The sequence below is a fragment of the Halobacillus sp. SY10 genome (assembly GCF_045401165.1).
Classification (GTDB): Bacteria; Bacillota; Bacilli; order Bacillales; family Halobacillaceae; genus Halobacillus; species Halobacillus aidingensis.
The window spans coordinates 3,188,309-3,202,805 of record NZ_CP174345.1 but is presented as its reverse complement, the minus strand read 5'-3'; the positions used below and the strand labels follow the sequence as shown (position 1 = coordinate 3,202,805).

At 42.8% G+C, this 14,497-nt stretch carries 18 protein-coding genes; 10 read left to right on the top strand and 8 right to left on the bottom strand.

The features are described 5' to 3' along the window. Positions 1 to 585: 585 nt before the first annotated feature. A complete protein-coding gene (locus ACJA3J_RS16425; protein WP_089654144.1) occupies positions 586 to 807 on the bottom strand; it encodes a NifU family protein in 222 nt (73 codons plus the stop codon). Between the two features lie 164 nt (positions 808 to 971). On the opposite strand from ACJA3J_RS16425, the gene ACJA3J_RS16420 reads away from it, so the two are divergent. From ACJA3J_RS16420 to ACJA3J_RS16410, 3 genes are all read left to right on the top strand, one after another. Further along, the gene (locus tag ACJA3J_RS16420; RefSeq protein ID WP_089654143.1) at positions 972 to 1,310 is read left to right on the top strand and encodes a YuzD family protein; all 339 of its coding nucleotides are present in this window, start codon (positions 972 to 974) and stop codon (positions 1,308 to 1,310) included. 68 nt (positions 1,311 to 1,378) lie between these two features. Beyond that, the gene (locus ACJA3J_RS16415) at positions 1,379 to 1,609 is read left to right on the top strand and encodes a YuzB family protein (RefSeq protein WP_089654142.1); all 231 of its coding nucleotides are present in this window, start codon (positions 1,379 to 1,381) and stop codon (positions 1,607 to 1,609) included. Between the two features lie 131 nt (positions 1,610 to 1,740). Beyond that, a complete protein-coding gene (locus ACJA3J_RS16410) occupies positions 1,741 to 2,097 on the top strand; it encodes an iron-sulfur cluster assembly accessory protein (protein WP_089654141.1) in 357 nt (118 codons plus the stop codon). A 93-nt stretch (positions 2,098 to 2,190) separates the two neighbouring features. Here the strand turns inward: ACJA3J_RS16410 and ACJA3J_RS16405 are convergent, their stop codons facing one another. Next, the gene (locus ACJA3J_RS16405; RefSeq protein ID WP_089654140.1) at positions 2,191 to 3,177 is read right to left on the bottom strand and encodes an NAD(P)/FAD-dependent oxidoreductase; all 987 of its coding nucleotides are present in this window, start codon (positions 3,175 to 3,177) and stop codon (positions 2,191 to 2,193) included. A gap of 295 nt (positions 3,178 to 3,472) precedes the next feature. On the opposite strand from ACJA3J_RS16405, the gene ACJA3J_RS16400 reads away from it, so the two are divergent. Then, entirely contained in the window at positions 3,473 to 4,693 is a 1,221-nt protein-coding gene (locus tag ACJA3J_RS16400; RefSeq protein WP_406944624.1) for an NAD(P)/FAD-dependent oxidoreductase, read from the top strand. A 197-nt stretch (positions 4,694 to 4,890) separates the two neighbouring features. Here ACJA3J_RS16400 and ACJA3J_RS16395 read toward each other — a convergent pair whose 3' ends face one another. Next, positions 4,891 to 6,072: an IS256 family transposase gene (locus tag ACJA3J_RS16395; protein ID WP_406944623.1), complete on the bottom strand. Its 1,182-nt coding sequence runs from the start codon at positions 6,070 to 6,072 to the stop codon at positions 4,891 to 4,893. A 606-nt stretch (positions 6,073 to 6,678) separates the two neighbouring features. Between ACJA3J_RS16395 and ACJA3J_RS16390 the strand changes: the two genes are divergently transcribed. Then, entirely contained in the window at positions 6,679 to 6,996 is a 318-nt protein-coding gene (locus tag ACJA3J_RS16390) for a YuiB family protein (protein ID WP_244157253.1), read from the top strand. Positions 6,997 to 7,112: 116 nt separating this feature from the next. Continuing rightward, the gene (locus ACJA3J_RS16385; protein WP_406944622.1) at positions 7,113 to 7,790 is read left to right on the top strand and encodes a 3D domain-containing protein; all 678 of its coding nucleotides are present in this window, start codon (positions 7,113 to 7,115) and stop codon (positions 7,788 to 7,790) included. 35 nt (positions 7,791 to 7,825) lie between these two features. Here ACJA3J_RS16385 and ACJA3J_RS16380 read toward each other — a convergent pair whose 3' ends face one another. Beyond that, positions 7,826 to 8,308 (bottom strand): divergent PAP2 family protein, encoded by a 483-nt coding sequence (locus ACJA3J_RS16380; protein WP_089654136.1) that lies wholly within the window; start codon positions 8,306 to 8,308, stop codon positions 7,826 to 7,828. 275 nt (positions 8,309 to 8,583) lie between these two features. On the opposite strand from ACJA3J_RS16380, the gene ACJA3J_RS16375 reads away from it, so the two are divergent. Further along, a complete protein-coding gene (locus tag ACJA3J_RS16375) occupies positions 8,584 to 10,059 on the top strand; it encodes a leucyl aminopeptidase (protein ID WP_406944621.1) in 1,476 nt (491 codons plus the stop codon). Between the two features lie 115 nt (positions 10,060 to 10,174). Then, positions 10,175 to 10,402 carry a hypothetical protein gene (locus tag ACJA3J_RS16370; RefSeq protein WP_406944620.1) on the top strand — a complete coding sequence of 76 codons (228 nt, stop codon included), beginning with the start codon at positions 10,175 to 10,177 and terminating at the stop codon, positions 10,400 to 10,402. A 34-nt stretch (positions 10,403 to 10,436) separates the two neighbouring features. Here the strand turns inward: ACJA3J_RS16370 and deoD are convergent, their stop codons facing one another. Continuing rightward, entirely contained in the window at positions 10,437 to 11,147 is a 711-nt protein-coding gene (deoD, locus tag ACJA3J_RS16365) for a purine-nucleoside phosphorylase (RefSeq protein WP_089654133.1), read from the bottom strand. 93 nt (positions 11,148 to 11,240) lie between these two features. After that, entirely contained in the window at positions 11,241 to 11,621 is a 381-nt protein-coding gene (locus tag ACJA3J_RS16360) for a kinase-associated lipoprotein B (RefSeq protein ID WP_089654132.1), read from the bottom strand. A gap of 124 nt (positions 11,622 to 11,745) precedes the next feature. Between ACJA3J_RS16360 and ACJA3J_RS16355 the strand changes: the two genes are divergently transcribed. Both ACJA3J_RS16355 and ACJA3J_RS16350 read left to right on the top strand, forming a co-directional pair. After that, positions 11,746 to 11,940, top strand: coding sequence for a hypothetical protein (locus ACJA3J_RS16355; RefSeq protein ID WP_089654131.1), 195 nt, complete (start codon positions 11,746 to 11,748; stop codon positions 11,938 to 11,940). An 85-nt stretch (positions 11,941 to 12,025) separates the two neighbouring features. Beyond that, complete coding sequence (locus ACJA3J_RS16350; RefSeq protein WP_181898549.1) at positions 12,026 to 12,601, top strand: superoxide dismutase family protein; 576 nt, start codon at positions 12,026 to 12,028, stop codon at positions 12,599 to 12,601. A 29-nt stretch (positions 12,602 to 12,630) separates the two neighbouring features. Here the strand turns inward: ACJA3J_RS16350 and ACJA3J_RS16345 are convergent, their stop codons facing one another. Next, on the bottom strand, positions 12,631 to 13,809 hold the full coding sequence (locus ACJA3J_RS16345) for a MalY/PatB family protein (RefSeq protein WP_406944619.1): 1,179 nt from the start codon (positions 13,807 to 13,809) through the stop codon (positions 12,631 to 12,633). A 295-nt stretch (positions 13,810 to 14,104) separates the two neighbouring features. Beyond that, positions 14,105 to 14,461 (bottom strand): helix-turn-helix domain-containing protein, encoded by a 357-nt coding sequence (locus ACJA3J_RS16340; RefSeq protein WP_115893556.1) that lies wholly within the window; start codon positions 14,459 to 14,461, stop codon positions 14,105 to 14,107. Between the last annotated feature and the right edge of the window lie 36 nt (positions 14,462 to 14,497).

Here is a 14,497-nt window from a genome sequence, read left to right as displayed (position 1 = left end):
ATGTTTCGTGGTTCGTTGCCATATTGAACGTAAGGGGTGGCTGGGAAGCAACTCGCTTTCCTGTGGGGGGGAGTGGCGAGCTTCCTCGGAATTCGTCCTGCGGGGTCTCGCCTATCTCCTTTCACCCACGGGAGTCTCGCAGCTTCCCAACCATCCATACCATGAGACTGAAAAACGAACCCCTTTTCCGAAGATGAGTGTCTTCCACTATCCATGCCAGAGTGTTACCAAGCGCTCCGTAGCAGCTTTCAATGTGGGGAATCCATTCTTTATCATCTGCATGCTAATCATAGTAAATTTCCTTTGTGGAAGTGGTTTCGAGACACTTATATGGTAAAGGGGCGTCGGGGGATGGGGAGACTCCTGCGGGAAGAGAGTGCTTGGTGAGACCCCGCAGTACAGAAGCTCGAGGAGGCTCACCGCGCTCCCGCGGAAAGCGAGTCATCCCCCGACGCCCCGAACCGTCCACACAAAAGTCTTGAAACTGAGTCTTCAAGAATGGAGAGCTTATGTTGAACTGAGATAGGGATGAGTATTACAAAAAAAGAGCCGCTCCATTTTGGGCGGCTCTTTTGGTTAGGTGTATTAAAATACTTGTTCGACTTCGTAAACTCCTGGTACTTCTTGTGCAAGAGCCCTTTCGATTCCTGCTTTCAAAGTGATTGTGGAACTAGGGCAGTTTCCGCAAGCACCCATGAGTCGCAGGCGGACGATTCCGTCTTCAACATCGACAAGCTCGACGTCCCCACCGTCACGTAGTAAAAATGGGCGAAGTTTATTGAGTACCTCTTGAACCTGTTCATGCATGTTCAATCTTCCCCTTTCTTAAGTATCATTATAAAACGAAATGACTAAAAAATCTATGGTTGTTTAAGTCTCTGTACATCAATATTGAGAACTATTATCATTTTATCTTTTTTCTTTTCTTTTGTAAAATGGAAAAAACGTAACATAAAAGGGAGAGGGTACGGATGGGGGAACAGCAGAAAGTTAGAGTAGCGGTTTATGGAGCTGATGTAAAATGTGCCAGTTGTGTCAATGCACCTGGTTCGAGGGAGACATATGAATGGCTGCAGGCGGCTATAGGAAGAAAGTATAATGATTCAATGGTTACCTACAATTACTATGATATCCATGAAGAAGATCGGAATGGCGCTGACTCTTCCATTATCCAACAGCTGTTAGATGACGAACTTTTTTATCCTCTTGTCCTCGTTGAGAATGAAATTGTAGGCGAGGGGGATCCTAAGCTGAAAAAAGTCTATAAGGCCTTGGATAAGAATGGACTCCAGCCAAAGGAAATTTCATAGCAGACTTGGCGGATGATGTGATATGATTAGGAAAAGGTAGGGTTTCATCCAATATAGAGGTGAAGCGGATGAATCCATTAATTGAATTTTGCATCAATAACTTGATCAGTGGATCGCAAGAAGCTAAAGAAACCCTTGAGAAAGATCCTGATCTTGATGTTGTCGAATATGGGTGTTTAAGAAACTGTGGACTATGTTCCCAGACGCTATATGCAGTTGTAGAAGGAGATCGTGTCATGGCCGATACACCGGATGAATTAGTCGATAAGATTTATGAACATTTGGACGAAACCCTATAAGACGGTGTAGCCATGGAAGTGAAAAGGTATCCTTTAAACAAGGGTGCCTTTTGTTTCTGAATACGGGATGTTTGATTAAAAGTTCTGCCATTTAGTATACTGACAATAAGAAGAGAAAGGAGAGGCTTGGTATGATTCTGAATATCACAGAAGCCGCAAGTCACCAGATCAAAGAGATGATGAAAGAAGAAGGAGATGTTCGTCTTCGCTTCGGTGTCAAAGGTGGAGGCTGCAGTGGATTGTCTTATGCCATGGGCTTCGAAGATGAAATCAATGAGGAACTTGATCTTGTAGAGGAGTCCAGTGGAATCCCGGTCGTCATTAACCGTCAAGATGCCGCTATTGTCGAAGGTACGACCATCGACTTCAAACAGAATATGATGGGTGGCGGATTCACCATTGATAATCCGAACGCGATTGTTTCCTGTGGTTGTGGATCTTCATTCAAAACAGCAACAAATGCTGGAACCCCAGATCCAAATTGTTAATATTAAACCTTTCTGTTTTTACAGAAAGGTTTTTCTTATCTCAGAATTTAAAAAGGAAGAAGACCGCTTAATAGGGCTTCTTCCTTTTGTTTTTTATGAAAACATGCTAGTCGAGTGTTTAGGTTGAACACGAGCACCTGGGTCGATATAGGCTTTCGCATTGTTGACGGCTGTTGGACCTTCACCAAAACCAGAAGCAATCAATTTCACTTTTCCAGGGTAGGTGCAAATATCCCCCGCTGCATAAATGCCTTTGATATTAGTTTCCATTTTAGAATTGACGACGATGCTGTTCTTTTCAATTTCCAACTCCCAATTTTTTATCGGGCCAAGGGAGGAGATGAAACCGTAGTTTACAATTACATCGTCAACATCAATCGTTTCTACTCGATCCCCTTTTACTTCTTTTAATTCCACCTGTTCAATGCGTTCCTCGCCAATCATTTTTTCAGGAGTGAATGGAGTCATAATTCTGACGTTCGATTCATTAAGCTGTGACACACTATGTTCGTGCGCTCTGAATTTATCTCTTCTATGGACGAGAGTCACTTGTTCAGCGATTGGCTCAAGCATAAGGGCCCAGTCGACAGCAGAGTCTCCGCCACCAGCAATCATGACTTTTTTGTCACGGAACTTGTCCATATTGCTAACGTGGTAATGGAGGTTTGTATCTTCAAAGCGTTCGGTATCTTCAATCTTTAGTTTTCTTGGTTGAAAGGCTCCATTACCTGCTGTGATAATGATAGTCTTCGTGTAATGAACGTCCTTGTCTGTCGTTAGCTTGATGGTTTCATCATCCATTCTTTCTACGGAAACCACTTCCTGGTTCAAAGAAATTGTAGGATTGAACATCATCGCTTGTTCCTCTAAGTTGTCGACAAGTTCTTGTGCTCGTACTTTCGGAAACCCGGCAACGTCAAAAATGTATTTTTCAGGGTAGAGAGCTGTAAGTTGGCCTCCCAAATGAGGAAGACTTTCAATGATGTTTACACTAGCTTCACGCATTCCGCCATAGAATGCTGTGAATAAACCGACTGGACCACCGCCGATTACCGTTATATCGTATATTTTTTCACTCATAATAAACCTCCTGATGAAAATTTCACTAAAATACATTCTATCATAAAAAAATTTCTGATGGGAACAGTAGGGGAATGTAAACCTTTACAAAAGGTTAATTGATGAATAATTCCGATAAAGGGCTTTCGGGTTGAAAATGGTTAGGAAAAGGTCTAAGATAAAATCAGATAATATAGTAAAAATTTGTGACAATTTTCACCTGAAACCGACTCAGGTTTTTTTCATTTTTTCTTGTGTGAAAGTAGTCACAAGCATTAGTCAACGGATCATTAATACGAGATGGAAGTGATTAACCATGAGAAACCCAAACATTGTGATTCTCGGTGCCGGTTATGGCGGAATCATGACAGCAGTGAAGTTACAGAAGAGCCTAGGTGCAAATGATGCAAATGTGACACTGGTCAATAAGCATAGTTACCATTACCAAACCACTTGGTTGCATGAAAATGCTGCGGGTACCTTACACCATGACCGCACGCGTATCCAAATCAGTGATGTCATTAATACGAGTAAAGTAAATTTTGTACAAGATACCGTGACGGATATCAAACCCGAAGATAAGAAAGTATTGCTCGAAAACGGTGAGCTTTCATACGACTACCTCGTCATCGGACTTGGTTTTGAGTCTGCCACGTTCGGTATTTCTGGATTGAAAGAGAATGCTTTCACCATAAACAGCATCAACAGTGCGCGATTGATTCGTCAGCACATTGAATATAACTTCGCAAAATATAATAATGAAGCGGAAAAAAAGCAAGAACGTTTAAACATTGTCGTAGGCGGTGCCGGATTCACCGGCATCGAGTTCGTAGGTGAGCTCGCTAACCGTGTACCGGAACTTTGTAAAGAATACGACATCCCACGTGAAAAAGTACGCATCATCAACGTTGAAGCTGCTCCAACGGCACTCCCAGGGTTCGATCCGGAGCTTGTGGAGTACGCGATGAACTCCTTAGAAGCAAGAGGCGTCGAATTCAAAATTGGGGCGATGATCAAAGAAGTTACTGAAAACAAGCTCGTTTTCGAGAAAGACGAGCAGCGTGAAGAAATTGAGACGAACATGGTAGTTTGGGCTGCTGGTGTACGTGGCAACTCTCTTGTTGAAAAAGCAGGATTTGAAGCAAACCGCGGACGTATCCCGGTCGGAGATGACCTGCGTCCAGAGGGTTACGACGATGTCTTCATCGTAGGGGACTGTGCATTGGTAATGAACGGGGAAACGGAACGCCCTTATCCTCCAACAGCACAAATTGCTATCCAGCAGGCAGAGCAAACAGCAGCGAACCTCACACGTCTGATCAGAGGTGAGGATCACCTTGAACCATTTGAGCCGGACTTGAAAGGGACCGTCGCCTCCCTTGGTCATAATGATGCGATAGGCGTAGTCTTTGATGATAAGAAATTGTTCGGATGGTCAGCAACCGCGATGAAGAAAATCATCGATAACCGCTACCTGCTAAAACTAGGCGGTGTACCACTCGTCCTCAAAAAAGGAAAATTAAACTTCTTCCATTAATTATAAAAAAGCGAAAGCAGAGCCACTGCTTTCGCTTTTCTTTTTGAAGACTCAGTTTCGAGACTTTTATGTGTGGAAATGGTGGTTGGGAAAACGGCTCGCTTTCCGCGGGGATGACGGCAAGCCTCCTCGAGCTCCGCGGTAGTGTCAAGAAGTCTGTGTAAATCAAATTGGGGCTCCTTTGTTAATCATTAAATTTACTTGTTAGCTGAGGGGCCGTACTTTTCCTCAAACATTTCATCCAACTCCCCGGAAACAGAGACGAATTCTGTTATCCCTCTTTGACTCCATTTTTCATTGAAGTCCCTGGCCACGAGGTAAACAATTTTCTCTAGGGCTCTTTCACTTGGTAAACTGTTCATTTTATGAGTACGCTTTTTCACTTCTTTGATGGTTCTTTCAATCGTGTTCGTAGTATAGATCATTCTTCGAATAAGGCGGGGATAGCCCATAAAAGTGAGTAAGACACCTAGGTCTTCTTCCCAACTTTTAATTACTTTGGGATACTTCTTCCCCCATTTTTGTTTAAAGGAATGGAAATGTTCATGCGCTTCATCTTTCGTATCCGATTTATAAACGTCCTTTAAGTCTTTGGTGAGCTCTTTTTTATCTGTTGAGCGGACAGAGTGAAGAGTGTTACGGATCTTATGGACCACACAGCGTTGAACATCAGCTTTAGGATAGATTTCCTTCATAGCTTCTTCCAGACCAGGAAGGCCGTCGAACACACCTAATAAGACTTCTTCGACCCCTCGGTTATAGAGATCAAGAAGAACTTCCCGCCAGCCATTGGAACTTTCTTTTCCACCTACCCGAAAGCTTATGATTTCTTTGATTCCGGTCTCTGTAATGCCGACCACCACATACACAACTTCACTTTCTACGTCACCTCTCCTGAGCTTAACGTAAGTCCCATCCAAGTAAAGGACGGAATACCGCTTTTCAAGAGGGCGCTGATGCCACTTCTCCATTTCCTCGATGACGACTTCTGTGATATTACTAATCGTGGCAGCTGAATAGGAGTTACCGAGTATTCTTTCGATAAACCTGCCGATTTCCCGAGTACTTGTTCCTTTACTGTACATCTCAATAATGGTTTCCCCTAACCATTTTTCACGCCTTTGGTAGGGATCGAAGAGTTGTGTTCTGAACGCCCCATTACGATCACGAGGCACGGAAAGATCATCAATTCTTCCATATCTCGTATCCAATATACGTTCATAGGAGCCGTTTTTACTGTTCTTCAACTCAGGGTGTTCGACTTCAAAGAAATTTTTCATCTCTTCTCTCATCAACACTTCCGCTTGATTCTTAATCATTTCTTTTAACATCGGTTCTAATTGCTTTATGAATGCTTCGTAGTCTATACTTATAGACATAGGTAGGGCACATCCTTTCAATGTTTTTTGTGGTGATTAACATTAAGGATACCCTACCTTGTTTTTTTATGCCTAAAACTTGTTTACACAGACTATTGTACGTCATCAGCTCCGCTCTGCGGGGTCTCGCCAGCCAATCCATTCCCACAGGAGTCTCCCCGTTTTCCAAACCACCTTACGATAGAAAGGTGCTCGAAACCACCTTCAGAGGCCGAGTTTTTTTGAGACGAAGAATGCTGTCGGACCAGTACTGGGACATGGTTATCCTACTTATAGGTAGGTGGTCTGAGGAGCGATTTCGAGAACTTATTATGGCAAAGGGGCGGAGGGGAATGGGGAAGACTCCTGCGGGAAAAAAGTGCTTGGTGAGACCCCGCAGGACGGAGTCCGAGGAGGCTCGCCGCGCTCCCGCGGAAAGCGACTCATTCCCCGCAGCCCCTAAAGCACACGCAAACGCTACGAAATCAAGTCTTCAAGACTCCTGTCAGTTTGTTTAATAAGCATTTGTATCGATATGGGAGAGCTCTTGCGCTTTTTATGTAACCGTTATAGAATGAGGTTTGGATTCGTTTGTGTTTCGTTGAACATACATAGGGGGAAACGTTAGTGAATATCGTGCAGTTCATCGTGTCAATGTTGTTATTTTTTGTGCTATTCTTCGGAATCTCTTTTTTATTGAATATGATTTTACGTTCTTCGTGGTTGATGGCTATCGTTTATCCGATCATCGTACTATTCATCGTTGATGACTTTTCATGGACAAAGTACTTTTCGGCTCCAGGGACTGCGTTTCCTACAGTTTTTGAACAATTATTCAACCTAAAGCTTGTGGATATCGTCATCTTGGCAAGTGGATTCGTCGGTACCCTGGTGGCTGGAATCGTTATTAAGAAATTACGAAAAAGTGGATACCAAATGTTTTAAAACGGAAAGGCTAACGGCATATTATGCTGTTAGCCTTTTTTAATAATCTTTGTTGAAAAGGACTCGTTTGAATAAAAAAATCGAGCTTGGACATGATTACACCTAGAGGTGATTTCATGAACAAGCGGACGAAGTCTATCTTTTTTATTCTACTGTTCAGCTTTGCTCTTTATAGTACTTTTACGAATGTAACAAACTTATCGCTCTCAGACTTTGACGAATGGCTGGCGTCAAAATTCAGAGGAGAATCCCTGGATGGGGAGACGCTTCTTCAAAAAGATCAAGATTTTAGTGAGAAAAGCTTAAAGATAAAAAATGCTCCGCAGACCAATGTTTCCAGTGCGGTAATCGAAGCGGTGGAACTGTTGGAAGATACGATTGATTTAAGTCAATACCCGAGTCAAGAAGTTGTAGCAACTGGTTATACAGCGGGGTATGAATCCACGGGCAAAACGCCTGAGCATCCTGGATACGGAATTACGTATTCAGGTGTTAATGTGAAGCGGGATTTATATTCTACCATTGCTGCGGATTTAGAAATGTTTCCATTAGGGACTGTATTGTTTATTCCTGGTTACGGCTATGGAGTGGTTGCAGATATTGGCGGGGCCATCAAAGGGAATAAGCTCGATCTTTATTTTCCAACCGTGAATGATGTATACAATCAGTGGGGGAAGCAAACGCTCGACGTTTATGTAGTTGAAGAGGGGAACGGCCAACTCTCTGAAGAAGACTTGAATAAATTGAATGAGGATGAATCGTTGCAAGTGTTCCGTTCACAAATGACTCAATAAAAATCTCTTCCGAAAATAAATCGGAAGAGATTTTTTTAGTAGATCAAGGAATGAAGAAGAAAGGTGAGGAGAATACCTGTCAGTCCCCCGAAGAACACTTCAATCGGCTGGTGGCCCAACAGTTCTTTTAGTTCTTCTTTCTTTTGATAGCCTTCTTTTTGCTGCCAGCTTTTGGCTTCACTTACGAACCGGTTGAAGTCGTTGAGTAAGATGTTCAACATAATGGCTTGTTCGCCAGTTTGACGCCTTACTCCTGTACTGTCGAACATGACGATGATACTGAACACGCAGGCAATAGCAAAAACAGATGATCCGAATCCTTGTTCAATTCCAACACCTGTGGCCAGAGCGGTAACAGCTGCGGAGTGACTGCTGGGCATTCCGCCTGTACTGAAGGCGAGGCTGGTATTCAATTGTCTGGATGCTATGAATTGAATAGGGATTTTAATCACTTGGGCGAAAAGAATAGCAGCGATCGACGCCCAAAGGGGGAAGTTTTGCACTAAATCTAATAGCATGTTGACATCCTTTCTGATCTTCCGGGGAATAGAAATGACAATCTATGTAGTTGTTCATTCATACAATAGAGCATGGGTGAACGAATCAAGTGCATCCATAAAATGATGGCATGTTCTTTTTGTAGCGTTTATATGGTGATGGAGCAAAGTCATTATACCATATGTTCCATGGAGCGAGATAGTTATATTCATGTTAAGTTAAGGTCGAAGAAATGATCTTTTTCACAAGGAAAACAAAGTGGGATTGTGTATACTTAAGTTGGAGGTGTATCAATATGTTTACTGTAACAAACGAATGGAATGATACGGGATCGTTACTTGTAGGTCTTTTTGACGAAAAAGAAGTGAACAAGCATATGATCGACAAGGTGAAAGATTCATGTGGAGTCGATCTTGGAGCGTACATAGATGCAGGACATTTGTCTACGGAAAGTAAAAAACTGGATAAGGTTTTAGTCATGAATGAAAGTGATTTGAAGAACATCTATGTCATTGGTCTCGGATCCTCACATAAATTTGACGAAAACAAGTGCCGCAAGACATTTGGTCGTGTATTTCAAAGCTTAATCAAAGACGAAATCTCGTCTGTGACTGTTTTACTTGAGAGTTTTATTCCTGAAGGGGAAGATGTAGAAAGATACTCCGCTCTTCTTTCGGAAGCTATGCTGACGTCTACGTATCGTCTCCCTTCTTTTAAAACCAATCAAAAAGAACCGGTCGACATCAATGAACTCACCGTTTGGACAGAAAGAGAGGAAAAGGTTGTCCTTGAAGGTTTATATAGAGGACAAGCCTTTGCGGATGGGGTGAACACGGCAAGGTATTTGGTTCATCTGCCTGCGAATATTTTGACAGCATCTGAAATGGCGGAGTTTGCTACAACGATGGCGGAAGACTATCAGTTCGAGTTGAGCATTCTAGAGAAAGAAGATATGGAAGAGCTGGGTATGGGAGCTTTATTGGCCGTCAATCAAGGATCTATAGAACCGCCCAAAATGATTGTGCTCAAATATCAGGGACTGGAAGAATGGAAAGATGTCACCGCCCTTGTTGGAAAAGGAATTACTTATGACACAGGTGGCTATTCGATTAAACCGAAAACCGGAATGCCAGGCATGAAAGGTGATATGGGAGGAGCGGCAGCTGTTCTCGGCGCTATGGAAACCATTGGTCAATTGAAGCCGAAAAAGAACGTCATTGCCGTGATTCCATCATCCGACAATATGATATCAGGCGATGCCTTCAAGCCGGATGATGTGATTACGTCTATGAGCGGCTTGACGATTGAAGTTTTGAATACAGATGCAGAAGGCCGTCTTGCCCTTGCTGATGGGGTCACTTACGCTCAGAGTCAGGGTGCGGATCGAGTGATTGATGTCGCTACTTTAACTGGCGGCGTCGTCACGGCACTAGGCTCCTGGATGACAGGCGCCATGACAAACGATGAACATTTTTATAAAGATGTTGAGGGCGCAGGGAAATCTGTAGGAGAGCCGATTTGGCTTTTACCTTACAATGATGATTATAAAGCGCAAGTGAGAAAAAGTGCGATTGCTGATTTGAATAACTCGCCGACGAGAAAAGCTCATCCAATCATGGGGGGAGCGTTTGTCGGTGCCTTCGTTGAAAAAGTACCATGGGTTCATTTGGATATCGCAGGTACATCCATTGCTGAAGGTGCGCACGATTTGGGTCCTAAAGGTCCGACAGGTGTCATGTCCAAAACTTTAGCCCAATATATTGTGAAATAGTTTAAAAACCTCCCGGGGCCGGGAGGTTTTTATGTTTTTATAGGTCCAGACCTCGCACCTCGTAGATAACAGGCGTATAACATATAGGGAGGTTAATGAGCGGGGAGGCTGGGAGATGTTCCAACTGACGTCGTTGTGGCGCAAAATCCGTTCTACGCCACGCAGGCGTGCCATCCTACGCATGGTAGAAAAGAATGTAGGGACTTTCCTTATCGTTCATACGTTGGATGGGTATTATTTCGGAAAAATGGAAAGAGTGTGGGGTGAGGAAGTTTTTATCAGCATTGGCGACCGTATCTATGTAGTCAATATAAACGATATAGAGAATGTTGAACAAAAATGAAAGCACCCACTACAGCTGTAGGGGTGCTTGTTTATTAGTCTTGAATCGCTGCTTCTAGAGCCACTTCGATCATTTCGTTGAATGTCGTTTGGCGTTCTTCCGCTGTCGTTTCTTCACCTGTCAGGATATGGTCACTGACGGTCAGAACGGATAGAGCCTGACGATTGTATTTCGCTGCCAGCGTGTAAAGCGCTGTTGTTTCCATTTCCACTGCCAGCACGTTGTACTTCGCAAGCAAGTTGAAAAGATCCATCGCTTGATCACGGTAGAAGCTGTCGCTGGTAAATACGTTACCGACTTTCAGCTTCAAGCCTTTTTCTGTTCCCGCATCATACGCATTTTTCAAAAGGTTGAAATCAGCGGTCGGTGCAAAGTCAATGCCACCGAAGACCATACGGTTCATTTGGGAATCCGTTGTGGACGTAGAGGCAAGGATGACGTCACGAACTTTAACGTCGCTTTGCAATGCACCACAAGAGCCGACACGGATCAGTTTTTGAACACCGTAGCTTTCCATCAATTCATTGATATAAATGGAGATGGAAGGAACTCCCATACCTGTTCCCTGAACGGAAATTCTTTCACCTTTATAAGTACCTGTATAACCGTACATGCCTCGTACTTCGTTATAGCATGTCGCATCTTCTAGAAAGTTTTCTGCAATGTATTTCGCTCGTAGCGGATCACCAGGAAGAAGGATCTTGTCTGCAATGTCTCCGGGTTTCGCTCCAATATGTGTTGTCATGGATATGACCTCCTCCATTACTTTTGACTATATAAAATTACCATACCCTTGAATAGAAAACAAATACGAAAAAAAGCGCTGTCATTCTCCCATTTAGCCAAAGTACTGCTTTTCTAAATCATCCAGCTGCTTTTTTGCACTCTGGTTGAATTCCGTCTCTCTTCTTTCAAGCTTTGCTTTAAGAGCATCCACTGCTTCTTTTAAAGACTCTTCGTATGAAGGAACTTCCCCTTCAAAAGGCTTGACTGCTTCTTTTTGTACATTCGCTTTTTCATTGTAGCTTAAAGCTTTCCGCTGATGGAAAAAGACTTCTTCTGTTTTGCCGGGGTTATGAAGGTCCCCTTGCATTGGGTGTTTATCGACGGCCAGGACTTTTACAAGATAAAAGCGGTTGCGGTCTTCGACGACTTCACCGATATAAATACCTGTTTTATAATGGGCTTTCACAATGGAGCCGCTTGGAAACTCTGACATACACTCACTCCTCTCACTTTCTCCATCTATTGTAACAAAAATTGAAATTGTGAAGATATCGTGAAGCTCTTCATTGGTGAGGTGGATTTTTGATATACTTCTAGTTAGAAGGATGTGTTGCCCTATGATGGAATTTCTATATTTCCCTCAAGATAAATCAGAGTATATTCCTGCGATCGTTATGTTAATGCTTTTTATTGTATTTGCCGCAGTCACAATGATCTGGTTCATTAAAATTTCCCAAAAAGAAGAGCAGAAAGTAGACCAAGCCTACAAAGTCGAAGCGAATGCTAATAAAAAGAATGAAAAGCCACGTTAGGGCCTGAGCCTGACGTGGCTTTTGTTATATTTTATAAATCGATGGAGATACTATCCATGGAGTATTTCATGAACGGAGGATTTATATGAGAATTTCAATCGGGTTATTGATAGCATTTGTGTTTATTCTTAATGGATGTTCGGGGGAAGAGCGCTCTCCTTTGAATACGTCGATTTATAATGCCGACAACGATAAAATTGGCACAGCAACATTGACTGAACAATCGGAAGGAGTCGAGGTGACATTAAAAGTAGAAGGCCTCGAACCTGGGATGCACGCAGTCCATATTCATGAGTTTCCGAAATGTGAAGCTCCTGATTTCAAGAGTGCCGGAAATCACTTCAACCCCCTTTCTAAAGACCATGGTTTGATGAATCCTGAGGGAGCTCACGTCGGGGACATGCCGAATGTGGAAGCAGATCAAAGTGGTATGGTGGATACGAAATTAATGTTGCCTGAAGCCAAGTTGAAAGAAGGTCAGAAGTCTTTACTTAGAGATGAGGGGACATCCATCGTGATTCATAGCGGTGAGGATGATGGGATGACCCAGCCGGCAGGGGATTCAGGGGAACGAATCGCTTGTGGTAAAATTACACTAAAAGCGGACGAAGATGAAACGAGTGATCCGACAGAGCCTGATAAGAAGCAGGAAGGAAATTAAAAAAGTCTCCCTTTGAGGGAGACCTTTTTTTATTGCTCTTGTGCCTTCACCGCCTCAATGATACGGTTGACACCATCTTCGATGATCGATTTCGGAGCGGCTATGTTCAGGCGCATAAATCCTTCTCCTTCTTCACCGAAGGAAGCACCATCGTTCAAGCCCACTTTCGCTTCTTTTTGCATAAAGCGCTTCAACTCTGTTTGGTCCATCCCTAGTTTTCTACAGTCCAACCATAGAAGGTAGGTACCTTCTGCTGGAAAAACGCGGATCGAAGATGTTTCGTTATGGAACTGTTGGGTGACGTAATCGCGATGATTTTCCAAAACATCCATTAATTCTATTAACCATTCTTCACCATGCTCATAAGCCGCTTCCATGGCTGTCACGCCTAATGTGTTCAGCATTAACATTCCCTGGTTTTTAAAGTAACGGTCCACTTTCTTCTTGTCTGTTTCATCAGGAATGACGACGTAAGAAGCCTGAAGCCCAGCTAAGTTGAACGTTTTGGTTGGTGATAAGCAGGTGATGGTTTGCTTGGCCGCTTCTTCTGATAAACTCGCTATAGGGACGTGGACGTTTCCTTTATAGATCAAATCTGCGTGAATCTCATCCGCAACGACCTTGACGTCGTGTTTTAAGCAGATGTCCATCATTTTTTGCAGTTCTTCTTTTTTCCACACCCGGCCAACGGGATTGTGAGGATTGCAAAGGATGAACATAGAAATGTCATTTTCTTTGATTTTCTTTTCAAAATCAGCGAAATCAATTTCATATTGCTCTTCGTTTAGTTGAAGAGGGTTTTTCACCACATGCCTTCCGTGATCTTTGATGACGCTGTAAAAGGGAGGATAGACCGGAGTTTGAATAATGATATGATCCCCGATTTCTGTGAGCGATTGAATGATCATATGCAAGGATGGAATAACTCCAGGGCTATAAGTGATCCACTCTGGATCTATTTTCCATTTGTGGCGGTTTTCGAGCCAATGAGTGATGCTTTCTTTGACTTTGGCATCAGGTATCGTGTATCCGAAAATTCCGTGTTCTGCTCTTTCTTTTAAAGCATTCGTTACGGCTGATGGAGTCTTGAAGTCCATATCAGCGACCCACATCGGCAGCACTTCTTTATCCTGGTAAAGATCTTCCACCATATCCCATTTGACGGACCTTGTTCCTTTTCTCGAAACGACTTCTTCAAAACGTTCCATAGCGTTTTCCTCCAATACTCCATTTTGTTATCTATCTTACCCGAATCGGACGGTTGAATGAAAATATGTTGTTTGTGTGCAATGACTCTACGAATAGAACGAAGATACATTGTATAACTAAGGAAAGAGGATCTCTTAGGAATGGCCGTATCTTCGTGATAAGTATTGGTGAGTGTTTGATAAAAAAGCCCAAAAAAAAAGCAAAGCGAACGTTCGCTCTGCTTACACAGGGGGAATACGAGAAAGTCTTACGTTATTTAATATAACCATCTTTCATAGTTTATAAACCTATTTTTTAATTTTTTTGTTGATTTAAATCATAGAGGAGATTCATTGCGCGAAGGACGTCCTGTTCTGAGAAGTCACGGGCTTTTTTAAGTAGGAGTTTTGAACGTTTCACGCCAATTTCCTGTATGAGAGTTTGTAACTCTTCATCAATTTCTGAGGAGTTTTCCTCATGGTTTTCCAATAATTCAGAGGCAGGGATATCAAGGACAGTTGAAATCTTAAGGATTGTATCCAATTCAGGAATACGTTCGTCAGTTTCATAACTTTCGAGAGTATGGACCCCAATTCTGGCTTTCATAGCCAGTTCTTCCTTTGTGAAGTTTTTCAACTCGCGGTATTTGCGGATATTGTTACCAGTGGACATAAGCATACCTCCTCTGTTCTTTCCTATATTATACCA